General features: G+C 46.9%; 23 protein-coding genes and 1 pseudogene. 13 read left to right on the top strand and 11 right to left on the bottom strand.

From position 1 onward, the window contains the following. Positions 1 to 90 precede the first annotated feature (90 nt). Positions 91 to 952: pseudogene (locus QUA78_RS27540) on the bottom strand (transposase); the annotation flags it as partial. Between the two features lie 465 nt (positions 953 to 1,417). After that, on the bottom strand, positions 1,418 to 2,710 hold the full coding sequence (locus QUA78_RS27545; protein ID WP_333306330.1) for a pentapeptide repeat-containing protein: 1,293 nt from the start codon (positions 2,708 to 2,710) through the stop codon (positions 1,418 to 1,420). Positions 2,711 to 2,829: 119 nt separating this feature from the next. Between QUA78_RS27545 and QUA78_RS27550 the strand changes: the two genes are divergently transcribed. Both QUA78_RS27550 and QUA78_RS27555 read left to right on the top strand, forming a co-directional pair. After that, positions 2,830 to 3,285: an aspartyl protease gene (locus QUA78_RS27550; protein WP_333306329.1), complete on the top strand. Its 456-nt coding sequence runs from the start codon at positions 2,830 to 2,832 to the stop codon at positions 3,283 to 3,285. A 57-nt stretch (positions 3,286 to 3,342) separates the two neighbouring features. Next, complete coding sequence (locus QUA78_RS27555) at positions 3,343 to 3,798, top strand: aspartyl protease (RefSeq protein WP_333306327.1); 456 nt, start codon at positions 3,343 to 3,345, stop codon at positions 3,796 to 3,798. 239 nt (positions 3,799 to 4,037) lie between these two features. On the opposite strand, the gene QUA78_RS27560 is transcribed toward QUA78_RS27555, so the two are convergent. After that, a complete protein-coding gene (locus tag QUA78_RS27560) occupies positions 4,038 to 4,550 on the bottom strand; it encodes a DUF1648 domain-containing protein (RefSeq protein ID WP_333306326.1) in 513 nt (170 codons plus the stop codon). A 102-nt stretch (positions 4,551 to 4,652) separates the two neighbouring features. Here QUA78_RS27560 and def point away from each other — a divergent pair, with 102 nt between their 5' ends. The 3 genes from def to QUA78_RS27575 all read left to right on the top strand — a co-directional run bounded on the left by def (position 4,653) and on the right by QUA78_RS27575 (position 6,932). Beyond that, complete coding sequence (gene def, locus QUA78_RS27565; protein WP_333306324.1) at positions 4,653 to 5,213, top strand: peptide deformylase; 561 nt, start codon at positions 4,653 to 4,655, stop codon at positions 5,211 to 5,213. Continuing rightward, entirely contained in the window at positions 5,213 to 5,413 is a 201-nt protein-coding gene (locus QUA78_RS27570; protein WP_281363548.1) for a hypothetical protein, read from the top strand. Before def ends, QUA78_RS27570 begins: the two co-directional genes overlap by 1 nt. A gap of 184 nt (positions 5,414 to 5,597) precedes the next feature. After that, positions 5,598 to 6,932, top strand: coding sequence for a PrsW family glutamic-type intramembrane protease (locus tag QUA78_RS27575; protein ID WP_333306322.1), 1,335 nt, complete (start codon positions 5,598 to 5,600; stop codon positions 6,930 to 6,932). Between the two features lie 35 nt (positions 6,933 to 6,967). Here QUA78_RS27575 and QUA78_RS27580 read toward each other — a convergent pair whose 3' ends face one another. Both QUA78_RS27580 and QUA78_RS27585 read right to left on the bottom strand, forming a co-directional pair. Next, positions 6,968 to 7,111 (bottom strand): PEP-CTERM sorting domain-containing protein, encoded by a 144-nt coding sequence (locus QUA78_RS27580; RefSeq protein WP_333306320.1) that lies wholly within the window; start codon positions 7,109 to 7,111, stop codon positions 6,968 to 6,970. A 141-nt stretch (positions 7,112 to 7,252) separates the two neighbouring features. Next, positions 7,253 to 7,564 (bottom strand): hypothetical protein, encoded by a 312-nt coding sequence (locus QUA78_RS27585; RefSeq protein WP_333399134.1) that lies wholly within the window; start codon positions 7,562 to 7,564, stop codon positions 7,253 to 7,255. Positions 7,565 to 8,160: 596 nt separating this feature from the next. On the opposite strand from QUA78_RS27585, the gene QUA78_RS27590 reads away from it, so the two are divergent. Continuing rightward, complete coding sequence (locus QUA78_RS27590) at positions 8,161 to 9,213, top strand: Gfo/Idh/MocA family oxidoreductase (protein ID WP_333399135.1); 1,053 nt, start codon at positions 8,161 to 8,163, stop codon at positions 9,211 to 9,213. Between the two features lie 358 nt (positions 9,214 to 9,571). Here the strand turns inward: QUA78_RS27590 and QUA78_RS27595 are convergent, their stop codons facing one another. Further along, positions 9,572 to 10,558, bottom strand: a complete 987-nt coding sequence (locus tag QUA78_RS27595) for a GDSL-type esterase/lipase family protein (RefSeq protein WP_333304713.1) — start codon at positions 10,556 to 10,558, stop codon at positions 9,572 to 9,574. A gap of 407 nt (positions 10,559 to 10,965) precedes the next feature. Here QUA78_RS27595 and btpA point away from each other — a divergent pair, with 407 nt between their 5' ends. From btpA to QUA78_RS27615, 4 genes are all read left to right on the top strand, one after another. Next, a complete protein-coding gene (gene btpA, locus QUA78_RS27600; protein ID WP_333304725.1) occupies positions 10,966 to 11,853 on the top strand; it encodes a photosystem I biogenesis protein BtpA in 888 nt (295 codons plus the stop codon). Between the two features lie 327 nt (positions 11,854 to 12,180). Further along, positions 12,181 to 13,107: a vitamin K epoxide reductase family protein gene (locus tag QUA78_RS27605; RefSeq protein WP_333304714.1), complete on the top strand. Its 927-nt coding sequence runs from the start codon at positions 12,181 to 12,183 to the stop codon at positions 13,105 to 13,107. Between the two features lie 695 nt (positions 13,108 to 13,802). Beyond that, positions 13,803 to 15,908, top strand: a complete 2,106-nt coding sequence (locus QUA78_RS27610; RefSeq protein ID WP_333304715.1) for a CHASE2 domain-containing protein — start codon at positions 13,803 to 13,805, stop codon at positions 15,906 to 15,908. A 570-nt stretch (positions 15,909 to 16,478) separates the two neighbouring features. Next, complete coding sequence (locus tag QUA78_RS27615; protein WP_333304716.1) at positions 16,479 to 16,715, top strand: hypothetical protein; 237 nt, start codon at positions 16,479 to 16,481, stop codon at positions 16,713 to 16,715. Positions 16,716 to 16,725: 10 nt separating this feature from the next. On the opposite strand, the gene nadB is transcribed toward QUA78_RS27615, so the two are convergent. The 3 genes from nadB to QUA78_RS27630 form a co-directional block, all read right to left on the bottom strand. Beyond that, positions 16,726 to 18,390 (bottom strand): L-aspartate oxidase, encoded by a 1,665-nt coding sequence (gene nadB, locus QUA78_RS27620; protein ID WP_333304717.1) that lies wholly within the window; start codon positions 18,388 to 18,390, stop codon positions 16,726 to 16,728. A gap of 329 nt (positions 18,391 to 18,719) precedes the next feature. Continuing rightward, complete coding sequence (gene psbU, locus QUA78_RS27625; RefSeq protein ID WP_333304718.1) at positions 18,720 to 19,154, bottom strand: photosystem II complex extrinsic protein PsbU; 435 nt, start codon at positions 19,152 to 19,154, stop codon at positions 18,720 to 18,722. A gap of 252 nt (positions 19,155 to 19,406) precedes the next feature. Next, a complete protein-coding gene (locus QUA78_RS27630; protein WP_333304719.1) occupies positions 19,407 to 20,396 on the bottom strand; it encodes an adenylate/guanylate cyclase domain-containing protein in 990 nt (329 codons plus the stop codon). A 514-nt stretch (positions 20,397 to 20,910) separates the two neighbouring features. Here QUA78_RS27630 and hisF point away from each other — a divergent pair. The 3 genes from hisF (at position 20,911) to QUA78_RS27645 (ending at position 22,499) form a co-directional block, all read left to right on the top strand. Next, entirely contained in the window at positions 20,911 to 21,702 is a 792-nt protein-coding gene (gene hisF / locus QUA78_RS27635) for an imidazole glycerol phosphate synthase subunit HisF (protein ID WP_333304720.1), read from the top strand. Positions 21,703 to 22,014: 312 nt separating this feature from the next. Continuing rightward, positions 22,015 to 22,140: a hypothetical protein gene (locus QUA78_RS27640; RefSeq protein ID WP_333304721.1), complete on the top strand. Its 126-nt coding sequence runs from the start codon at positions 22,015 to 22,017 to the stop codon at positions 22,138 to 22,140. 17 nt (positions 22,141 to 22,157) lie between these two features. Continuing rightward, the gene (locus QUA78_RS27645) at positions 22,158 to 22,499 is read left to right on the top strand and encodes a low temperature-induced protein (protein ID WP_333304722.1); all 342 of its coding nucleotides are present in this window, start codon (positions 22,158 to 22,160) and stop codon (positions 22,497 to 22,499) included. A 141-nt stretch (positions 22,500 to 22,640) separates the two neighbouring features. Here the strand turns inward: QUA78_RS27645 and QUA78_RS27650 are convergent, their stop codons facing one another. Both QUA78_RS27650 and QUA78_RS27655 read right to left on the bottom strand, forming a co-directional pair. Continuing rightward, positions 22,641 to 23,654, bottom strand: a complete 1,014-nt coding sequence (locus QUA78_RS27650) for a sulfate/molybdate ABC transporter ATP-binding protein (protein ID WP_333304723.1) — start codon at positions 23,652 to 23,654, stop codon at positions 22,641 to 22,643. Between the two features lie 166 nt (positions 23,655 to 23,820). Further along, positions 23,821 to 24,234: a hypothetical protein gene (locus QUA78_RS27655; protein ID WP_333304724.1), complete on the bottom strand. Its 414-nt coding sequence runs from the start codon at positions 24,232 to 24,234 to the stop codon at positions 23,821 to 23,823. Between the last annotated feature and the right edge of the window lie 92 nt (positions 24,235 to 24,326).

Below are 24,326 nucleotides of genomic sequence, written 5' to 3' on the forward strand. Positions count from 1 at the left end.
AAACTTATCTTTAACTGAGCTTTCAGATATCGTGAGCTCCTGCTCTTGGTTGGCGATCGATTATTCAGCAAACCCTACATAAGGTGGTCAAACATGAGGGTCTAGGACGCTAGTTAAATAAGAATGCCAGGTTTGTCCTGACCTAACTTCAATTAAACGTAACGTGATAAACGGAGTCTTTTTTGTGCCAGAACCTAGGCGGATTTTTCGGTCTCGCAGTCCATAACTCTCTGTAAATACCTGTTCTATTTGAATGGCTGCTCCCTTCTTTATTCTGGTAATAAATTCAACTTTCTTTTCAATTAATTGACACCAAAAATTAAAGTGATAGAATCCTCTATCCAGTAATAGTAAAGTATTTTCTGTTACTAAATTTAGGATGTCTTCTTCCGCTCTAGTATCTGAAGCTTTGGGATTTTCTTCAAACCAAATCTCAACAGGCAATCTGGTTACTAAATCAATGACTGTAATTATCTTTCCGGCTAATTGTCCTTTTTGAAGTGATTCTAAGCTTTGTAGTTTTTTAAATAGCGCCTCCAATATTGAGCCATCTATTATCCAAATTTTCTCGAATTTTGACAAGGTAAATTGAATACTTTCTGGCAACGGACGTTGATTTCTACTATGCCAAGCTGAAGAGAGATTTGGCAATAAATCTTTAAATACTTTTTCAAATAACTCCGCAGGAAATGTCAAAAATCGTTGTGACACCGCTTGTTGACTAACTTTTATCGGATTACACCACAGAAAACCGTCTCTGGCTAAGATTCTTGTCAGCTCTCTCACGGATGCTACGTCTCGCCGAGCGTAAAGTTAACACCCCAGCCATCATCAACGGTAAATTCAAGATCCGCTCTCTGAGTCCTAATTTTCGGTAGTAATTTTCTTGATTTGTAATGGCCGGTGTCAGCAATCTTTCCAGTTGCTCTGCAATTACTTCATCTTCCACCATTGGTCTGTGTGTTTTTTTCGCGTGGTCTCGATTGGTTTTTCGGCTGCTGGTCATGGCTGCTCACAATCCCTCTATTACTTGTCTGTCATAAGTTTCCCACGATCCCAGACTCATGGAAATACTACCCTTGACAATTTCCCTTTTTCCTTAACTTGTCACCAATGGCCGCTTTTGGGAAGGAAGCCGCTTACAAAACCCAGAGGCGGCCGAATCGTATACACGGGCGGGTTCTTGCAGACTAAACGAGCAATTACCTGCATCCCGATCGCAATTACCGATCGGCTAAGAAACCACACATAGCAGCGACAAAAATCCATTTATCCCTGCTTTTGTCCCGCGCCAGGGGCAGAGTTACTTCTACCCGTAAATCATTATTTGTTATGGCTAAAACAACCCAAGACTGTGGATTTAAATTACAGTATCGCCCTCTCCAATATATACGTAAGTACAGCGGTACTGCTAAATTTAACGTCCGAGTTTATTGGGAATCCCTTCGCAGCCACCGGGAATAGTCTCTCTCGACTTCGATCCGCACCAAGCGCAGCAGTAATAGCGCTGCTCATCCGACAGCCGCTTGACAGCGGTGAAATCAGCGCGTTCCACCACAGCGCCGGTATGTTCGCCCGTTTGATAGTTGGGAAATTGGGTACGGCTGCGGGGGGATGCAGTTTCTGCCGAGCCGTAGAATAATGCGGCGGCTCTCATGTCGGCGCGAGCGAGATTGGCGTCGTACAAGACAGCGCGCGAGAGGTTTGCTTTGACTAAATCGCACTTGCTGAGATTGGCGCGGACGAGGTTGGCTTCGCTCAAATCCGTCCACCGCAAATCGGTGCCAGCCAGGTCAGCACCCGCTAACATGACATTGAGATCGATAACGCGGATACCGTGATCTCTATCTTCAGCGTAGCCGCCGTCGCCGTCAAGGATGGGGCGGCCTAAAAGCCGATCGCGCTTCAGAGGAGTAACCAACCTCGACTGCGACAAAAACCGCAGAATTTTAGCTTTACCTTCAGCATCTACACTGCTCATAATCGCAGCGGTGCGGCCTTCTGCGATCGCCCTTTCCTGCGGCCAGTCTTCCAAAAACCCTTGTTCGTCAAGGGCTAAGTCGGAAACCCCTTGAAAATAAGCATCGATCGTTTGCTGCTGGGTAATTCGATTTTGCTGAATCGTCAAATCTTTCGAGATCACGTACTGCCGCCAAGCCACGTAAACGCCCAAAATTGCGATCAAAATTTGGCCCAAAGCGCCGATCAACTCGCCCAGAGCGCCGATGGCGTCCCAGTTGATTTGGATGTTGCGGCTTCCCGGTTCAGTATTAGTACCGCTGAGCATCAGCAAGCCCACAATCCCAGCTAAAAGCCCGAAGCAAGCGACAATCAGCGTGCGCCAAGTCGGCGGAATTACCTGCGCCCAGATTTTGCCCCAACTCGGCCACATCAGCCGCAGCGATATGCCGATCGCACCCACGGCACCAATTAAGCCCAGCCAAATGTTGTCATTGGCCAGCCCAAAAATCATCGCTGCGATCAACCCCAGCGTCAGCGCCGACGCCGACTTCTCAGTAGTCGTTTGTTCGGGCTGCTGCGGCAATAAAACCTTGCGAGTTGCAGGCGGCGGCACCGGTTTTTCAGGTTCAGCAGTAGCGACGATTGTCCCTGATTCTGGTGGCACAGTAGGGCTCGCACCGTTCTGACTTTCTACAGTCACGTTCGATTCAGGGCGATTGGGTTGAGAAGAGTTGTTTTCTGGTGTCATGCGTTGAGGCAAATTCTAATTTTGGCCGGTCACTAAAACGATTTTAACTAACCAAGGAGGATTCTAGATAGTATTACCATAGAAATATCCACTAATTACACTCAAAGAGGTAACATACTATGACCCTGGTACTCCCCAATCTGCAAGCAAAACAAATGGGTCAAGTAATCACTACAATCACCGTCACGAATTTCATCGATCTAGTTATGGCTGAACGGGGATTCATTGCTGCTGAGGAAGTTCGCTCTGTTACCCTCGATAACGTTGTTGTCGATACCGGAGCAACTCTGCTTTCCTTGCCAGCTCCCATTATTAGCCAACTAAGTTTAAGACAAGTAGGAGAAAGAGATGTAGAAACATCGGCTGGCATCAAAAAAGGTCGAATTTTTGCAGGCGCTCAAATTATTGTAGAGGGGAGAGAAGGGAGATTTGATGGTTTAGAGTTACCCGAAGGCGTTTCTGCTGTTTTGCTGGGCGTGATTCCAATGGAAGAACTAGGCTTAGAACCAGATTTGAAAAATCGACGGTTGCGAGTATTGCCGATGAACAATCAGCAAACATATCTGATGGGTTAGTCGAGCGGCGTTCAATAGTGTTCAATTGATTTGAGATTCTAAAAAAGGTAAAATACTATGACCCTGGTACTTCCCAATCTGCAACCAAAACAAATGGGTCAAGTAATCACTACAATCACAGTCACGAATCGCATCGATCGAGTTATGGCTGAACGGGGATTTATTTCTGCTGAGGAAGTTCGTTCTGTTATCCTCGATAACGTTGTTGTCGATACCGGAGCAACTCTGCTTTCCTTGCCAGCTCGCATTATTAGCCAGTTAGGCTTAATACAAGTAGGAGAAAGAGATGTAGAAACATCAGCGGGCATAAAAAAGGGTCGAATTTTTGCCGACGCTCAAATTATTGTAGAGGGGAGAGAAGGGAGATTTGATTGTTTAGAGTTACCCGAAGGCGTTTCTGCTGTTTTGCTGGGCGTGATTCCAATGGAAGAACTAGGCTTAGAACCAGATTTGAAAAATCGACGGTTGCGAGTATTGCCGATGAACAATCAGCAAACATATCTGATGGGTTAGTCGAGCGGCGTTTACCGCAGCACAAACCTCTCGCCTGTTATTCCTATCATCTCCAGTCAATTACCAGCCATCAAAAATGTTTGTAGTGAGGACTAAACTCTTCATAAAAATTTGATGAATAGATTCCTCATTACAAAGTAATTTTCTTTATTTTGGAGCTGTTATATATTATTAACTGCGGTTAAAAAAAACACCCAAAAACAGTTTTTTTGGGTATATGTAAGTTTTTTGCCCTACATCTAGCGAGCAGAATAAGCCTTGAGAAAATACACGCCAACCGTCCCAAATATCAAAACAACTAACCCTAAAACTAACTCGATACTAAACCTTTGAGCATTGCCCAATGCCACAACAATTTGCTGCCGCACCACAAACGCAAACAGCCAGCAAATCTCCGCTTTCAGCCAAACCAAAAGGCCTCGCCCCAACAGATATTGCCGGCGAGCGTTCTCAGAATTAATCCGTACCGGATAATTAAAAGTATGCGGATAGCGCGATACCGCAGTTAAAAGCGCAAAAATAATGGCAGCCACCGCCGGCACGATCCAAATCATCACCTTGTCGCCCCAAGCATCAGCCAGCCCCTCCAAGCCGAAATGAATCGGAATTCGCTCGGGCAAAACCGCCCAAAACTTTACGACGAGTAAAACAGCCAGCAAAATCGCGATCGCACCTAAAAGCTCTACCGCCACTAAAACAGGCGAAAGCCCCAGAGAAATAACCGGCCGTTGGTTTGGTGCGTTTCCAGTCATGGCTACTTAAAATTAGATTAATATTGAAAATACATAGTATTGGTTCCAATTTCATCCCCCAACAGCTTTCGTTGGGGGTTTCCAAACATCCCGCGAGGTTCTATGACGGCTCAGGTCTTGATTGAAAAGAAAAAGTTAGAAAAACCGCCCCTAACAATACACACATTAGGCGATCGCGTCCTGCGGCAGCCAGCGAAGCGCGTCAAAAGCGTCGATGCAGAAATTCGGCAGCTAGTCCGAGAAATGCTGCAAACCATGTACAGTGCTGATGGCATCGGTTTGGCCGCCCCCCAAGTCGGAGTCAACAAACAAGTAATCGTGCTCGATTGCGACCCGGAAAACCCCGCCACACCCCCAATGGTTTTGATCAACCCTACCATCAAAAGTAGCAGCAGCGATGTCTGCATCTTGCAAGAAGGGTGTTTGAGCATTCCGGGAGTTTATTTAGAAGTCAAACGCCCAGAAGCCATTGAAGTGTCCTACCGCGACGAATACGGTCGCCCGCAAACCCTGATAGCAACAGAGTTACTGTCTAGGGCAATTCAGCACGAAATGGATCACCTCAACGGAGTGCTGTTTGTAGACAGAGTAGAAAACAAGCTCGCACTGAATGAAGAATTAGTCAAGAACAAATTTTCGCCAAAGGCCGTAAAGTCAGTATGATGGCAGGAACTCCTAAAAGTAGTTTATTGTTAGCTCTTTCGTGTATCGCCGCGATCGCAGCAGTCGGCTCCATCTTTGAGCTATCTTCGGGAGAAGCTCAACTCGGCAATTTAGTCACCGGCATCATCCTCGCCCTCAGCGTACCGCTAACAGGCATATTTTTCTATGCAGCCGTTCAGGATGCCAGAGCCAATCTATAAGCAGAGTCATTAGTCATTAGTCATTGGTCAGCAGTTATTAGTCATTAGTCATTAGTCATTAGTCATTAGTCAGCAGCTAACAACCAATAACTGTGGAATAAAGACTGCCCAAAAATAACATCAGCTAACAGCTCGCGAGATCATGACCAATGACTAATGACTGAGGACTAATGACTCATAACTCATGACAAATGAAATCGGATTTCTGCGACAAGTGCCAGCCAAAGACGCTGTGGGAACGCCAGCATCCAAGTACCAACTTTCTGAAGATGGGGAATTGGTCATCGGACGCGATCGAAATTGTCAAATAACTTTAGAGTCGATCGCCCACGGCATGGTTTCCCGTCGCCACGCCATGATCCGTCCCCTAACTCAGGGTACTTTGACGAGATGGGAAATTTGCGACCTCAACAGCGCTAACGGAACTTATATCAACGGAAAAAAGCTCTCTGGCTGCCAAACTTTAGAAACAGGCGATCGCATCAGTCTCGGCCTTGACGGCCCTGAATTCATATTTGAATCTCCCCTAACCCCTAACCCAACTAAACCTGAATTCCCAGCAAAAACCGGCAATTTTGCTGCTAGTGAAAAAGACACTCTCACTTTAACTCAATTATTCCCGATCGCCTCGACGGGCAAACAATTAAGCCAAAAAGCTTACTTGTATCCAGGTATTGCCACAGTTATTGTTGTCGTGTCGATGTTTGTCGCCGTTGGAAATTCTGCAGCATTCAACTTGCTGCTGTCAGCTTACCTCGCCGGTGCGGCTTACTACTTTATCTATCAACTGTGCGGCAAACACAAACCGTGGTGGGTATTGCTTGGTTCGGCTTTAGCTACAGTCCTGATTGCGATCAGCCCCTTATTGATTGGATTTATATTCGTATTTAGAGAAATTTTGCCCGGCCGCCTGCCAACCGAAGGCGAAGCAATCAGTTTTTTGCCTTTTTTGAACAGAATGTTTTTCGGGGCGGGTCTGATGGAAGAATTGCTGAAAGCCCTGCCCGTTTTGGGAGCGATGCTGCTGGGAAATTGGCTGAAAAATCCGTGGCGCGATCGCATCGGCGTCTGGGAACCTTTAGACGGAATTCTGTTAGGAAGTGCCTCCGCAGTCGGCTTTACACTGTTAGAAACTCTGAGGCAGTACGTTCCCAATATCATCCATAATGTCACCCTGCAAGCAGGGGCAGAATTCGGAGAATTAGTAGGGTTGCAGTTGCTAATTCCCCGAATTTTGGGTGTCGCTGCCGGACACATGGCTTACAGCGGCTATTTGGGATATTTTATCGGTTTGAGCGCCCTCAAACCCAGGAAGCGCTGGCAAATTTTGGGCGTAGGTTATTTCAGCGCTTCTGCACTTCACGCTTTATGGAATGCGTCTGGAGCGGCCAGCGTACTTTTGCTGGCGTTGGTGGGAGTTTTGTCCTATGCGTTTTTGGTAGCCGCGATTTTGAAAGCCAGAGCTCTGTCTCCCAATCGATCGCAAAATTTTGCAACTAGAATATTTTCTGAAAAGTGACTGCTGAGTGATTAATTGTTGACAGCGATCGCACGTCAAGCTGCCATTTTTTTCTTGTGTTTTAACCAGCTTAAACCAGCCAATGTTAAAGTTGTCCCTCCAGCGGCGATCGGTTCGGGAACTGGTTCGGCTGCGCTATCGACTAGGGTGTAAAAAACATTGGTATCGCGGATGATCACTCTATCGTCTATATATGGACTACGGTCTATGGGCGAAATTATTACCTCGTTATACCCCCAGAACACAGATCTCCACCTACTAGGAATCTCCAGCCCGTAGCTGGTACCCATAGACCAAGATGCGTTGCAGCTAAACCTAATCTAATAAGGCCCTCCTGGTTCGTCTGGAGGAACGATTAATTCTCTCGTCGGTGTGTCGCCGCCGCTGGCTTGCATTCCGCGAAAATCCCCTTGATAAAAGAAAGCTGTAGGCGCTGCCAAATTGTAGTATTCTTTGCTTTCTAGTCCATAAAAGTCAAGAGTGAGAATAGTGTTTAATCTTCCCTCGGAAACTGCAACTTCTGCCAATCCTATTCCTGTAAGGGAGAATTTATTCACCTTTAAAAAAATGCTACCGACAGTATCATCCACTGTGAAATTGTAGGTTACGACGGCGGTTTGTGCTTTGTCCACTCCTACCAATGACACGGCTGAAAACAAACTTAAAATTGTGCTAGCGATCCCAATTCCTAATTTCTGCCTTTTTTTTTGGACTCATAGTTTCCTTTATTAGGCTTTATATAAGTGTAGTTGTTGTAGTGAGCGATCGCCCGTAATTATCCCCATTCTTAACGTAAATTTTTTTGAATTCAAAGATTGCCAAAGGTAAACACCCCAACTCTTACAGGTGCACGACGGCTAAATTTTGTATCATTTCTTACTTTGCAACTATTGCTTTTGGGCCTAAACAAGACAAATGTTTGATAATTTCAGCAAAATATTCTGACGGGCTTGTGTTGTTGCGATGCTGCGGACGATCGCCCCGATGTGATTTCATACTTACTAAAATTTGTCAATACGTAATTTCCCGAAACTTTACCCCAGTATTCTGCCCTTGTGTATGAGTAGCTTCTGTTTAATTGCCTGACGCGATAATCCTAAAAGTGAACTTAGAAATTCTTCACAAATAGTTTGACTGTGGTACTATCTGGATGGCTGTGAGTAGCTGAGGGAAGCCAAGGGGCTTGATTCCTGTGGTGGTGGAGGAGAATCCAGGAGTGCTAGATAGGATGTCATTGGGATACGCAAACGTTTTCGCCCAGCGAGGTCAACCCGAACCCCTTCGCATTGGGATAATTGGGGTTGGCAATATGGGCCAGCACCACACGCGAGTTCTGAGCTTGCTAAAAGATATCGAGCTCGTGGGTGTTGCAGACATAAATGTAGAGCGGGGAATAGATGTAGCAAGCAAATACCGGGTTCGCTTCTTTGAAGACTACCGAGATTTGCTCGCCCACGTAGATGCAGTTTGCGTCGCCGTTCCAACTCGCCTGCACCACGCTGTGGGGATGTCTTGTCTCCAAGCGGGAGTTCACGTTTTAATTGAAAAGCCGATCGCGGCTAGCATTGCTGAAGCCGAATCTTTGGTCAACGCCGCTGCTGAGGCCCACCGGATTTTGCAAGTGGGTCACATCGAGCGCTTCAATCCAGCTTTTCAGGAACTCGGCAAAGTGCTGAAAACTGAAGAGCTACTGGCATTGGAAGCTCACCGGATGAGTCCCTATTCCCAGCGGGCTAACGACGTATCGGTAGTTTTGGATTTAATGATCCACGACATCGACTTGCTCCTGGAATTGGCAGATTCCCAAGTGGTGAAACTGACGGCCAGCGGTAGCAGGGCTTCAGATTCAGGTTATTTAGACTACGTGACAGCGACGCTGAACTTTGCTAACGGCATTGTGGCTACCCTGACTGCCAGTAAGGTGACGCACCGCAAACTCCGTTCAATCGTGGCTCACTGCAAAAATTCTCTGACAGAGGCAGATTTTCTCAACAACGAAATCTTGATTCACCGACAAACAACCGCCAACTACGTGACGGATTACGGTCAGGTGCTTTACCGTCAAGATGGGTTGATCGAGAAAGTTTACACCAGCAATATTGAACCGCTCCACGCAGAATTGGAGCATTTTATTAATTGCGTGCGGGGTGGAAATCAGCCTTCTGTGGGAGGAGAACAAGCTCTCAAAGCTCTGCGGCTTGCGAGTTCGATCGAGCAAATGGCTCTCGACGGTCAAGCTTGGTATCCCAAAGAGCTAGAGTCTACTTTGCAAGTTAGCTAAATCCAGACAAATCGTGTCGTTTCCGGGTGCTTTTACAGTTTGGGTTTGTTGTTCGTTGAAGAGGGTAACTGTTCCCATGCAACCGGATTCGATGTCAGTCGATTTGAGATTGTAGATTTTAGATTTTAGATTGACTCCACAGATCGATCTGGGGGCTTGATTTGTCGATTCGAGATTGTAGATTTTAGATTTGAGATTGACTCCATATCCCCATTGGGGGATTAAACTGTCGATTTTAGATTTGAGATTCCAGATTAGAGATTGACTCCACAGATGAATTTGGGGGCTTGAACTAAGGTTTAATTTTTTTTGCTCTCCACAACCTAATCAGGGGGCAAGTATCCGTTTTTGGGCGAAATCACGATTTGTGCCAAAAAAGAGCGACTATTTGACGACTGATGGTTTTGCTAACTAGCTGATTTCCTTGAGGGCTCAGGTGAATGCTGTCTCGATACAAACTTGGAATTTGCGCCGCACAATTGAAAATGGGAAGAAAATCTATGTAAGTAATTTTCTCTGTTTCCACGAGTTCGGCGAGACGCTCTCTAGCCTTGACTTCCCAGTCGCGAGGGCCAGGACTGCCGAATTCGCCTCGCTTGGGCGTGACGGCTAGCAAAAACTCGACGTTGCCGGATACAGCTATTTTCTGGATTTGGCGAATAGCTTCTAAGTTGCAGCCTACTACATCGCCGCTTGTGGCTCCGGGTGCTGCCAATTGCCTAGTCGGCACTACAGGTAGCAGGTAGCGGCTCAATAACTCTAGCGTGGCCGATCGGGGTTTGCGATCCGGGTAAGATCGATCGCGGCCCACAACCTCCCCACAGGGAGCGGATGCAAACAAATCGTCCGTATTGAGCAGCAACACCACAGCATTTGCCCCAAAAACACCGAACCGCTTGGCGTAAGCAAGTTGATTCCTCGGCCCCCAAGAATTGGCTGAGGCGTTGAGAACTTCAAAATCTGAATAGTTGACTTTTGAAGCGAATTGTGCATCGCTCGCCAGATTCTGTACTTGCAATCTCAAATGCCGAGTCATAATTTCCGAGATCGTATTGGTCTGATGTGTCCACCAACCGCCGTTGGCGACAGAATCTCCCAACAGCAAGACACGCAGAGTTTCTGGAGGGGGTATCGGGGCGATCGCTCCACTACGCATCGAATACTCGTTAATCTCAATCCGGTTGCCCAAGCGGCGCACCTTCTGGTTGGGCGCCAACAAATAGCCGCACTCGGCATCGGCAATGTAAATCAAGGGATTGCCAAAACCCAGCAGCACCCGCAGCAGCACTTCGATTGCTGCCCACAATCCGGAGGTGACAGCCAAAATTATGAGAACAACTTTCACCACTTAACCTCGATAGAGAAGGAAAAACCCCTGCCGACACCAAGGTATAAAAAAGAATGCAACTGCACTCAAGCTCTCAAACCCGATTGTAGCCAGTCGATTTTAGATTAAAGATTAAAGCATTGACTCCACAGATGAATCTGGGATATCTCCCTAAAATCTAGACTTTTTTGCTTTCCAGGATTCCTGTCTTGAAGCAAGTATCCGTCTTTGAGTGAAATCAGTAGGTCGCCCTTGGAAAATCTAAAATCTAAAATCTAAAATCTAAAATGTTATGGCTTAGGGGTTTGAGGCACTTGGCTGCCCGATTAAGTCAACCGAATCGCCCCCGTGGATATAGAATTCTAGAATATACCGTCAAAATCCGCCGTCAGCCGTCAGTGAACTTGGTGGTTTCAGGAAAATCCGTGGACTTAAAACAAATATTCAAAACGCCGAATCCCATAATCGGTGTCGTACATTTACAGCCTTTGCCAACTTCTCCCCGCTGGGGCGGAAACCTCAAAGCTATTATCGGAAGAGCCGAGCAAGAGGCTACAGCGCTGGCTTCTGGTGGCGCAAACGGTATCATAGTCGAGAACTTTTTCGACGCTCCTTTTGCCAAAGACAGCGTAGATCCGGCTGTGGTAAGTGCCATGACTCTGGTAGTCGAGAGGCTAACAAATCTCGTGACGCTGCCGATCGGCGTTAACGTGCTGCGAAACGACGCCCACAGCGCGATCGCCATCGCCTCCTGCACTGGTGCTCAATTCATCCGTGTCAACGTCCTCAACGGCATCATGGCTACAGACCAAGGCTTAATTGAAGGCCAAGCTCACCAACTACTGCGCTACCGCCGGGAATTGGGCAGCGATGTCAAAATATTAGCAGACGTGTTAGTCAAGCACGGGCGACCTTTAGGCAGCCCCAACTTGACCACAGCCGTCCAAGAGACGATCGGGCGCGCTTTAGCCGACGCCGTGATCCTTTCCGGCTGGACAACAGGCAGCCCTCCCAATCTCGAAGACTTAGAACTCGCGAGTGCAGCAGCGGCAGGAATTCCAGTTTTCATCGGTAGCGGCGCCTCGTGGGAAAACATTTCCACCCTCATGCAGGCCGCTGACGGCGTAATCGTATCGAGTTCCCTGAAGCGAAACGGCCGCATCGAGCAGCCGATCGATCCGATCCGCGTTAGTCAGTTTGTAGAAGCCGCCCGCCGCAGCTTCTCACAGAAAGAACGCGAACAGGAAAACAGAGACGCTAATGGCTCAAGAGGGCCAACACCGGAACCGGGCAAAGTCAAAAGTAAAACGTAAAATGGGAAGGGGTAATCGGTAATCGGTAATCGGTCATAGCTGAAAACGAAGACCTAATAGTGAAAGAAAGCACCAATTATCAATTCCCAATTATCAATTCCCAATCACCAATTATCAATTCCCAATCACCAATTATCAATTCCCTTGATTCACGACACGGAAGTCACAGATACACGGATAGCTCTTTTTTTGCTCTGACTTCTGACTTCTGAATTTTGACTTCTTCCTTCAACATCGATCCGTTCAATTTGTTAAATGCAGTAGATTGCTCGTTGCCCAACTTCCTTCTTCTTTCAACGTCCCAATTACCAATTACCAAATCAAAAAATGATTCGCCGACGTTCAACCCCTTGGATTCATCGCTGGTCTAGGACTGTGATAGGAGCGATCGCAGCCATCGGCGTCGTAGAAACGGCCTATCTCACGATCGCTAAATTCACGACAGGCTCGGTCATTTGTCCCACCAGCGGCTGCGACAAAGTTCTCAACAGTCCCTACGCTACAGTCTTTGGCACTGTGCCTTTAAGTTTGTTAGGCTGTCTGGCTTACCTGAGCATAGCAATCCTGGCATTCGCTCCCAAAGCCGTCAATCCCGACACCAAGAAAGGACTGCACTCTCAAGTAGAAAACAAAACTTGGCAAGCGCTATTTATCATCACCGCTGCGATGGTAATTTTCAGCAGCTATTTGATTTATTTGATGGCTTTTGAAATTCAGGAATTGTGCATTTATTGCATCAGTTCCGCCGTATTTTCACTGTCGCTGTTTGTGCTGGTGCTAGTCGGGCGCGAGTGGGAAGATATCGGACAGTTGGTGTTTACAGGCATTTTGGTAGCAATGGTGAGTTCGATCGGCGCCTTGGGACTTTATAACAGTGTCAACTCACCTGCTGCTTCTGTCTCTACCCCCGGAATTGTACCCCCTGCCGTCACTACAACCTCCGGCCCGGCACAACTTGCTTTGGCCCGCCACCTCAGACAAATCGGGGCGAAACAATACAGCGCTTACTGGTGTCCCCACTGCCACGACCAAAAAATGCTTTTTGGTAAAGAAGGTGCTGCGATAATCGATTACGTTGAATGCGATCCCAAGGGGCAAAATTCCCGCGCTGAAATTTGCCAAGCTGCTGCTGCGAATATTAAAGGTTTCCCTACTTGGGAGATTAAAGGTCAGTTTTATTCCGGGACGCAATCTTTGGAGAAACTCGCTGACTTATCGGGTTACACCGGCCCGCGCAACTTTCAAAACAGATAGAAAAAGTTTGAGATTATAGATGGCAGATTTTAGGTTTATGGCAAGGAAATCTCCTGATTTTTAGCTTAGTTGATAGCTGTCTCGTGCTGCGAAATTAATCTAAAATCTCGCCTCTACAATCACTAAAAAATTAGTACAAACTAGGTAGATAGCGGCGATCGCAAAAATCAAATATGCCGAAACCAGTGTTGCTAAGCTTTTTACTTTTTAAGTGTGATTGTGTACCTCATCTACCCAAGAACCTCTATAGCAACTGTGCCCGACGTTGAGAAAGTTCTTAATTGCTGAAACCATTGCCGTGGATAGCAACTTCGATCTTCCTTCTTCCTTCTTTTTACCCTGCCCTTCGACTTCGCTCAGGAACCGCGACTTGCCCGATCCCGGAGCCTAAGGGAGCCGAAGGGCCTTCAACATCTGCTATACACAAAAACTCAAGAAACCGGATTTCTGCTTCCAGAGTCATTGTTGAAATCATATATTTTGGTTGAGCAACCCGGTTTATGTTGTTGCAGCCCGATCGCACCGAAAAATAAAATCTAAAATCGACTCGCCCGCACCGAAAAACAAAAAAATTGGATAATCTAAAAAATAAAAAATAAAATCTAAAATCGACTGAGCCGATCGTCCCGGAGATCTAAAAGCTATATGTAGTAGTAGCTTAGAGGCTCGAAGGGCGAGGCAAAAATCACGAAAATATGCTAAAAACTATCAAAAAATGGCTCGATCGAGAACGCCGAGTATTGATTACTGCGAGTGCCGTTGCTGGTACGGTCATTGTAATGCGCTGGTTCGGATTTTTTCAGGTGTGGGAATGGGCTGCTTTCGACTACTTTGTGCGCTGGCGGCCGGCCGAACCAATTGACTCGCGCATCGTCATTGTAGAAATTAAGGAAGCTGACTTGCAAAAATACGGCTACCCAATTTCCGATGCTGTATTGGCCCAATTGCTGCAAAAATTGCAGGCTGGCAAGCCGCGGGCGATCGGCCTCGACGTTTACCGAGATTTGCCAACTCAACCGGGTAACGCCGAATTGCTCAAAACTTTTAAAACTATTCCCAACTTAATCGGCATTGAGTTAATGCCAGACGAAACCAGGTTCGGAGTTCGGCCACCTCCGGTACTTGACAAGCTCGATCGAATCGGTTTCAACAACGTTGTCATCGACGCTGACTCAAAAGTGCGCCGAACTTTGCTCTACGCTTGGCCCGGAGACAGCAAAACTCATGAAAGTTTCGCGCTGAGACTCGCTTTGCGTTACCTCGAAAGCGAAAAAATTTTCCCTCAACCAGCAACAGTCAATCCTAAATACTTGCAGTTAGGTAAGGGGGTTTTTCGGCCTTTTCAACCTAACGACGGTGCTTACGTTCGATCGGACAGCCGCGGCTATCAAATTTTGGCCAACCTGCGCGGCCCGCGAGGCCGTTTCCGCACTGCATCGATGAGCGACCTGCTTTCTGGCAAAGTACCCGCTGATTTTGTGCGATCGCGCGCTGTCTTGATCGGCTCAACTGCCCCCAGCCTCAGAGACTTTTACCAAAATGCTTACAGCTCGGGTTGGTTTGCTCCTCCCCAGCAAATACCGGGAGTCGAGCTTCAGGCTCATTTCTTGAGCCAAATTTTAAGTGCAGCCCTCGACGGGCGCGGGGGGATCAATGTCTGGCCAGAGGTTGCCGAGTTGCTGTGGATTTTACTCTGGTCTTGGGCGGGAGCAAGTGTGAGTTGGAATTTGCGATCGCTCGGTCGATCGGCTTACTGTTTATCGAGTATCTGTCTCGGTCTGAGTGCCAGTTTATACTTAGCCTTTTTAGCCGGTTGGTGGCTGCCGTTAATTCCTCCAATCCTCAGTCTTGTGGGTTCTGGTGCCGCAGTTGTGGGTTATCTGGCTCACTTGCAAGAAGAATTAAAACGGTCTAAAGAATTTTTACAATCGCTAATCGATACAATTCCCGACCCCATTTTTGTAAAAGATCGAAATCACCGCTGCGTTGTTTTGAATCAGGCATATTGTCGCTTTATCGGCTATCCTTTAGAAATTTTAACCTGCCGCACAGATTACGATTTATTTCCCCAAGCTGAAGCCGAGATATTTTGGCAGCAAGACGAATTAGTATTGCAAACTCACCAGCCGCGAGAAAATGAAGAATATTTTACTGACGCTCACGGAATTACGCATCTGATTGCGACTAAAAGATCCCTGCATAAAGATGCTGCCGGCAACCTATTTTTAGTCGGAGCAATCAGAGATATTACCGAGCGCCAACTCCGGGAAAATGCCCTAGAACAAAAAAATGCTGAACTCAGCCACCAAGCCGATCACGATGCTCTCACGGGTTTGGCCAACCGCAAAATGTTTTACGAATGCTTGGATCAGTCTCTAGAAAGAGCCTCCAGCAAGCAGGAATTGGTAGCTTTACTGTTTTTAGATTTAGATGGATTTAAGTCAATCAACGACACTCTCGGACACAATGTAGGCGATTTGCTCTTAAAAACAGTTGCCAGTCGGCTCAAAAAATCCTTGCGCGGCAGCGATACTATTTCGCGGCTGGGTGGCGACGAGTTCACAGTCATTCTGCCCGCCATTCCAGGTCGCGAGGAAGCTGCGAAAGTAGCTGAAAAAATTTGCGACGCCATCATGCAGCCTTTTATTTTAGAAGAACATACCATTTCTGTAACTACGAGTATTGGCATTAGTTTATATCCCATTGACGGTCAAGATCCAGAGATTTTAGTCAAAAATGCGGATGCTGCGATGTATCGTGCTAAGGAACGCGGAAAAAATCAATATCAATTTTTTTCATGAATACCACTTTAAAAAAATAATGCTACTGTAGGTAAACTCCAAGCCACGATCTTCATCAGTCATTCCTAATTATTCAATTTTTTAATCTAAAATTCTCAATGATTCGGACAAAATTTGAGCAATTTTTAGACCTCAAACCCTGATTCGGTTGTGGGGTGATATTATTTTAAGATGTCCGATGTGCAGCTAGCTTTGAAAAAATAGCTCCTGAAACCGTAAGCCATGTAAACTTTTTGAAACCGTTCAAAAAAATGTCCAAAAAATTGAAATGTATAGTCTTAACTCGTATAGCCTGTCATCTGTCATTAGATAGACTTACAAAAATATGAAAATTTTTACAGCAAATTGCCGTCTCATCTAAATGTTACAAATTATTAAAAAAATCAAAACCTGATACTGGAAACCCAATTATAATCGTCAAAAAGCCTTAAATTAAACCAGTTTACGTAAACTTATGAAAGTTAATTAAAGAAAATGTAAATATATCAGTGGAACTACGGAAATTGATAGATATAATAGGCGGTACGGGCGTGCATCTACTTCGGTGATTTGAATAAGGCTGTGAATAATATGCGTACTTTGATTAAGCTCACAACAACGGCAACTCTGGCTGCCTGCCTACAAGTAAATACAGTCGGGACCGCAAATGCGGCTCCACTTGCCAGCAACTCCACTACCAACTTAACAAAAGATCGATCGACCTCCACAGTTGGGACAGTTACACCAACATCTAGGTTTGCAACTTACCAAAAATACGAACCAGACCCGAACGGGAACCCCAAAAGTGACGGTACGGGGACGCGCTGACCCCCATTTTTCAATCTTCTATTCGCCCAGATTGAGCAGCAGATTTGTACCAATTGCAGTAGTGAATTAAGGTGTGCGTGCACCAATCCGGATCTGTGAGAGGATAGTCCACCCGGTAGTGACCGCCGCGGCTTTCCGTGCGAAACGCAGCACTTTTGACAATTAAGTAGCCGATATCCAATAAATTGCCAACTTCTCCCCAATTTCGTAAAATCGAGCTATTCTCCGCATCAGCAGGCGAAAAATCAATAACTTGTCCGGGTTGCAAATTATCAAGCGCTTGACTCAAAGGCAACGAAGCAAATTCTTGCCGCCAAATCTCAACTTGGACGATCGCACTTTCCAAATCGCGTTGTCCCCGGCAAATTCCCGCACTCTGCCACACCAAATTCGGTAATTCGACCCGCAACTTTTCGATCGCCTCAATGTCCTTTTCAGAAATCGATTTTTCTAAGATTTCCCCTGCTGCTTCCCGATCTGCGAATGCCTTGGGTCTTCCACCTTCTAGCTGCAAAAGTCCCATTTGCGCCCCAAAAACCAGACACTCCAGCAGCGAATTGCTCGCCAATCGGTTAGCGCCGTGTACCCCCGTGCTCGCAGTTTCTCCCACCGCGTACAAACCCGGAATTGATGTTTGGTTAAATTTGTCAGCCACAATCCCTCCCATCCAGTAATGGGCAGCGGGCGTCACCGGCACCGGTTCGGAAAAAATATCAATTCCCCAATCAGCGCACACTTGAATAATATTCGGAAACCTGTAGCGCAGTCGATCGACAGCAATCGGGCGCATATCCAGCCAAACATGAGGTTCTCCCGTCTTCTGCAAGTGGCGGAAAATAGCGCGGCTGACAACATCCCGAGGGGCGAGTTCCCCGCTGGGGTGAGAGTCAAAAGCAAAGCGATATCCATTACTGTCAACCAAATGAGCTCCTTCTCCCCGCACCGCTTCGCTAATCAGAAACCGAGGCGCGCCCGCTGTGCTCAGCGCCGTCGGGTGAAACTGCACAAATTCTAAATCTCGCAGCAGCGCCCCGGCGCGCCAAGCAATTGCCACCCCGTCCCCGGTACTTACCGACGGATTGGTCGTTTGAGCAAAAACCTGTCCGCCGCCGCCTGTCGCCAGCACCACTGCCTGGGCCCGCAGCCACTTGACTCGCGAGCCGCAAATCGAGCTAATGCCCTGACAGCGCCCGGTTTCGTCTAGCCACAGACTCAAAGCAAAGGCAGGAGATACGAGTTGAATGTTTTTGCGGCTCAATACTTTTGCTGTCAGGGTACTGACAACCGCTTTGCCCGTAGTGTCGGCGGAGTGGAGAACTCGGCGGCGGGAGTGGGCAGCTTCTAGGGTGAGGGCTAAATCTGGGCCGGTGCGATCGAATGCAACGCCCATTTTCACGAGGGAGTCAATGCAAGCTGAAGCTTCTTCGACTAAAAATTTCACCGCTTCCAAATCGCAAAGACCGGCTCCCGCAGCCAGTGTATCCTGAACGTGCAGCTCTGCCGAATCTTCAGGGGCGATCGCCGCGGCAATCCCTCCTTGAGCCCAATCACTAGCAGAAACAGGCAGGGTATTTTTATTGATCAAGCCCACCTGCAAATGCTCTGGCAGGCAAAGTGCTGTGTACAAACCCGCCGCGCCAGCACCTATTACCAATACGTCAAATTTGTCAGTCATAAGTCTGCCGCCAGTCGATTTTAGATTTTAGATTTTAGATTTTAGATTTTAGAATTGACTCCCCAGATTCATCTGTGGAGTAGAAGTAATGTCTGTCGATCGAGCTTATATTTTAGATTTTAGATTAAAGAATTGAGTCTACAGATGAATCTGGGGAACCCGCTTATTTGAATCTAGGGAATTTTGGCAGGCTTTTTCTGAATGGTGGTTGAAAGTAAGTCTTGATAAATTAAAGGCAGAAGTCATCAGCCTATAGAAAAAAAATCTTTTCTTTCTACCGAATGCCTTCTGCCAAATGACTTCTGCCTTCAAATGAGACCCGCTGCTACCTAGTCGTAGAGACCATTATTTAACCTGGTGTCTCCTTCAATAAAGACTGATTCAACATCAGTTACAGTGAATTTGTCCATGTTAGCTTGCAGCACTTTTTTCTGAGCTTCCGTCAAGTCTGAAATGTTGAGTACGTCCTCAACTTTTTCGTAAGGAGCATTCTTAATAATTACTCGAGCTAAAGTGGGATACAACCCTCGAAAGTCCCGAAAGTCCCGGACGGCGCTGTTGTTCAAATCAAGTTTTTTGCCGTATTCTGTGGCAAGCTTGTCATCGGCGCGATTGGTTCTAACCGGAGCTTCAACAGCTAGGAGCGAGGATGATGGCAAGACGATACGGCTCAAGGTCGCCGCGATCGCGCTTTGGTCTCCAGCCCATGCAAAGCAGCCCAGCACTAAGCCCAATACTGCCAATAGACGACCCAATCGTTTCATGAAGTTTTGTCTCCTAATTTCATACACAGCATTTATGTAGAGACTACCATTTTGCTTATGCAGTTTTTCAGATAAATCCGCAACACGTAGAGGGCTGTTATAAAATTTACATTGAGGTATTGACATCACGGACGATATATGATACCTCTGCCAATTTAGGCATCGCAGGCAAGTTTATAGAAGGCCCTCCAAATTAACAACTCGGACTGGCATTTTAAAGGGTTAATTTTTGCCCCCCACGCAATTTTCTAGCTATCGAGAATTCTTTCCTTTCGTTTTGAGAAAAGCGTTCAAGTCAGAATAAGTACCGCCGTAAGTCACGGTGGGAGTGTCGTAACCCTTCAAAGAAACGGTGTGCTGCTCGAAAGCGCCCTGGGCACCCAATTGCGTCAGGTATTTGTAGGTCGTTTCTCCCACAGCGATATCCTTGCCGAGTTGCTTGGTGCAAGATTCCAGGCGAAATGCTGCGTTTACAGTATCTCCCAAGGCGGTATAGTCCGATCGGTCGCTGCTGCCAGAATTTCCCACCATTGCATAACCGGTATTGATTCCGGCCCCGACTCGCAAAGGAAAAGGCAGGGGGTAACGGCTGCTGAGTTCGTCTGTTGCCTTGTGCAGTTCGCTCAAAGCTTGGCAAATCCGCATCATTTCCTCGCTGCTGACACCGCTGGTTTTGTGGAACCAGACAGCCATGATGGCATCGCCGATGTATTTGTCTACCCAACTGCCGTGTTCGCGAATGATCAGTCCTGCTTTGCGGAACCAACTGCCGATGACTTCTGAGAGTAGGGTTTCGTCTAGCTGCCTAGTCAAAACAGTAAAGTCTCGGATGTCCATTACCATGACGCTAATCAGGCTGCGCACCGTCAAAGTTGCCGTAAAATCGTCAGAGTCTGTCTCGTGTATTGGCTCGATCCGGTGGCCGGCGGTTGGGTTGTAGAAGTCCAATTCGGTTTGACCGAAAATAATCCGATCGCCATTTCTGAGAGTGACAGGAATACTGACGCGCCGCCCGTTGACAAAGGAACCGTTGCGGCTGCCCAAGTCGATCAGATAGAACTCTCCTGTCTCCATTTGCTGTAACATCGCGTGATTACGGGAAATCCAGCGATCGGTCAGTACAAAATTATTGTCATCGCTCCGCCCTACTGTCCAGCAATTGCTGCCGGAGAGCGGCAAGTAGCGATTGCCGCTTTTCTCTGTACGAAGTACCAAATGTGGATTGGCTTGCAAAGTCACCACAGCCCTAAAAACGACATCAAGTCAACCAATTTGAGGTTTTAAACTTTAAATTTTAACTTTACCGCGCGGCTTATAACTGAGATTGCTACTAAAAAACCTCAAATCGCCTGTTCTCAAATCTAAAATTGTTTAGTCGATCGTCGATGCACCAAACCCTACAGGATTGCCGAACCACAATTCGATCGCCAGCGAAGGTAGTTATGGTTCGATCATAAGCGAAATTGTCATATTTTTCACCCCAAAGATGTATCTGGGGAGTTAAATTTGCTGCTTGTTGCCGAAAATATAACTATCTGCCCAATATTCTACCTAATGTCGCCTAGCGCACCCAGAGCCAAGTTTTATTTATGCTGAGGGGGCCCCAAAAAACTGGAAAATGGCTCTCCGGCTCATACCGAGAGTTGTTAAACACAAGGTATCTTTAAGATTTGTTGCTTAACTTCATGTTTTTGAAGATATCAACAAAGCCTTTTCCTCGCTGCGGCGGTCAATAAATTAGAAACACGAGAATTTTATGTTGTCGAAAAGAATTTTGCCTTGTCTGGATGTCAAAGCCGGCCGCGTGGTCAAAGGTGTCAATTTTGTTAACCTTCAGGATGCTGGCGATCCGGTAGAAATGGCTCAGGTATACAACGATGCCGGTGCTGACGAGTTGGTGTTTCTGGACATTACCGCGACTCACGAAGACCGAGACATTATTATTGATGTGGTGTACCGCACGGCCGATCGAGTATTTATCCCTTTGACTGTGGGCGGCGGCATCCAATCCTTAGACACCATTAAAAGTTTATTGAGGGCGGGCGCAGACAAGGTGAGTATTAATTCGGCGGCGGTGCGCGATCCGAGTTTAATTGACAAAGCGAGCGATCGATTTGGCAATCAGTGCATTGTAATCGCGATCGACGCCCGCAAACGGCAAGATGCGGATAATCCCGGTTGGGACGTGTACGTGCGCGGAGGGCGAGAAAATACCGGCAAAGATGCGATCGCCTGGGCCAAAGAAGCCGAACAGCGCGGCGCCGGCGAAATTCTGGTGACAAGCATGGACTCTGACGGCACTCAAGCCGGTTACGACTTGGAATTAACCCGCAGCATCGCCGAAATTGTCGAAATTCCCGTCATTGCTTCCGGCGGTGCCGGCAACTGTCACCACATCTACGAAGCCGTGACTGACGGCAAAGCAGAAGCCGCACTCCTGGCTTCCCTGCTGCATTACGGGCAACTTAGCGTCGGAGAAATTAAGACTTATTTAGCAAAATATCAAGTTCCCGTGCGGCAGCAGCAGCCATTAGTCATCAGTCATTAGTCAGCGGACAGTCGGGCACATCTGATATCTTGCAAAATTTTCACGAAACCTCTCTAGGGGTTCACTCAAGCGCCCTCTAACAGTGCAAACAGGCTAAATAAACCCGCCCCCACCCCACGGAAAAACTCGTCAGTCACATTAATACCGCTATGTGAGGCGCACCCGAAGGCACTTAGGTAGAATTTTTTAGATTCTACACAAGTGCCTTCGGGTGCGCCTTTTACACCACGGCTTTGGGATGACCCGCGCGACTCATTGAGAAATATTCCCTGAGAAGGATTTCAAATACCAGCTTTTTTAGCTAAATATAATATGTTAGATCGATTTGACAAAAAGCAACGGCTAAATGCTGTTGCTTTTATCAAACATGAGTTAAAGATTGGGCAGAATTTGAGTGAGATTCAGCCAGTCAACAATCTCAGCGATGAAAACTTGTAAAAACGGAGAAATTTTGTATGTCTTTTATCAGCTTTAGCCTCCCGGTCAAGCGTTTAGTTCGTACTTTAATAGCTTTTTCTTTTTGTGCCTTGATGTTTGTTTCTAATGCTTTCCCGGCTTTTGCCGTTACCAGCAGCCCTACCAGAGGTGAAGATCAACTTTTGGGAATTGAGAAAGAAGCTCAAAAAGTTGTGCTGGACAATCCGATGTCATTAAAAGAAACTCAAGAAAAAGCCAGCAAAGGGCCAAACGAAGTTCAGGGAGACGCTGACATTGAAAAAATGAAAAATCCTTCTAACACAAAGGCTACATCCTTTGAGCAACAAGTCAAAAAGGCTGTCGGCGACATCAAAAACTAACTCTGCGCGCAGTTGTCAGTATCAAATAGTAGGGACACGGCAACGCGCTGTCCCTGCAAATGTCTGGGTAGAGACGCCATTACCGCGTCCCTACCCAGATATTTGATGTTTTAAATTTAGATCGAGTTTTCAGAATTGGTATCAGATAGAATAAAAAAGTGGAAACGACTTGGCATCTTTTGGTTTAACGAACACTTTTTGCTGCGGCTGTAACTGCAATAGATCAAACTTTTCTCTGGTCAAATTAGCGTTTACTACTTGACCGTCATCTAAGGTTAATTCTACCTGAATTTCCCATCCCAAATGAATCAAGCGACTAATTCTTGCAGGCACTGTTGCACTATTTTCTGTAGTTTCAATTACTACGTCGTGAGGGCGCAAGAAAATCTCCGGGTTGGCTGAGTCAAATCCGTTGTCTTGAAACATTCTCGAACTGCTGGGCAAAACATTGACGGGGCCGATAAAACTCATGACAAAAGCACTCGCTGGATGGTCGTAAATTTCTGCGGGTGTTCCTACTTGTTCGATTTTACCTTTGTTCATTACTGTAATGCGATCGGCAACTTCCATTGCTTCTTCTTGATCGTGCGTCACAAAGACTGTGGTAACGTGTACTTCGTCGTGCAGTCGCCGCAACCAAGCACGTAAATCTTTGCGAACTTTGGCATCGAGAGCTCCAAAAGGTTCGTCTAGCAGTAACACTTTCGGTTCCACAGCTAGGGCTCTCGCGAGGGCCACCCGCTGTCGCTGGCCTCCTGAAAGTTGCGACGGGTATCTATCGCCCAATCCTCCCAATTGCACTAAATTCAACAATTGTTCTACCCGCGATTTGACTTTCGCCGGCGGTGTTTTCTGAATTTCCATGCCGAAAGCGATGTTTTTTCGCACTGTCATGTGCTTGAATAGCGCGTAGTGCTGAAACACGAACCCTATTTTGCGGTCTTGGACGCTAGTATTCGTGGCATCTTGTCCTGTCAGCCAGATTTTGCCGGAGTCGGGCATTTCTAAACCGGCAATCAGCCGCAGCAGCGTAGACTTGCCGGAACCAGACGGGCCCAACAATGCGACTAGGGAACCGGATTCAATTTCTAAGCTGACTCGATCGAGTGCTTGGAAACTGCCAAACTGTTTTGATACGTTTTTTACAACTATCATCTATTTACCATTTATCAATACTTTCAACCATTGGCTACCCAATTTCTATCAACACTCTAGCAAAACAGTCATTTTTGAGGGTTTTTTAACCTTGTTACTGCCTGTTCGCCTGTCCCAGTGTCCCCTACCTGATACTCACTTACAAGCGAACTCTTCTATCAATCTTCTACCGACACCACACCGTACCTGCACGTGAACCTAGGGGGCGTAAATTCTCGTTACCCTTGTCGATCGCCTCTTTCCACCACAACCTGCCGTACCCATCCCTAACGGCAGTGCCACTGGGCATATTATCGAGCTTATATGCGCTAAACCCGCGCTCTATCATCCCTTTCCTTGTAAGTACCTCTGTCCAGTAAGGTGGCTTGGGGTTTCGGGACGGGAGTGCGATCGCTTCATTCTCACTGTGTGCATCTTGTGACTCTAGGTTTTCGGGTTCCGACCGAGGGAGCGGGTTAAGCATCCCGTCGTGCTGTACGCACCCCTGCTTAATCAGTTCGATGAACTTATCCACCGCTTGACTCATGTTCCCGGTCATTTTTAGAAGCTTGACCGTCTCTGGCTTGAGGGTTAGCGTCACACGTACTGCATCTTTTTTTGGTACTGGTCTGTTATTGTGTGGTAGACTAGCTTAGTAACTTTGGTTAATTCGCATCCCACCCTATGGACTGC

The sequence above is a fragment of the Microcoleus sp. K4-B3 genome (assembly GCF_036704615.1).
In the GTDB taxonomy this organism is placed as follows: Bacteria; Cyanobacteriota; Cyanobacteriia; order Cyanobacteriales; family Microcoleaceae; genus Microcoleus.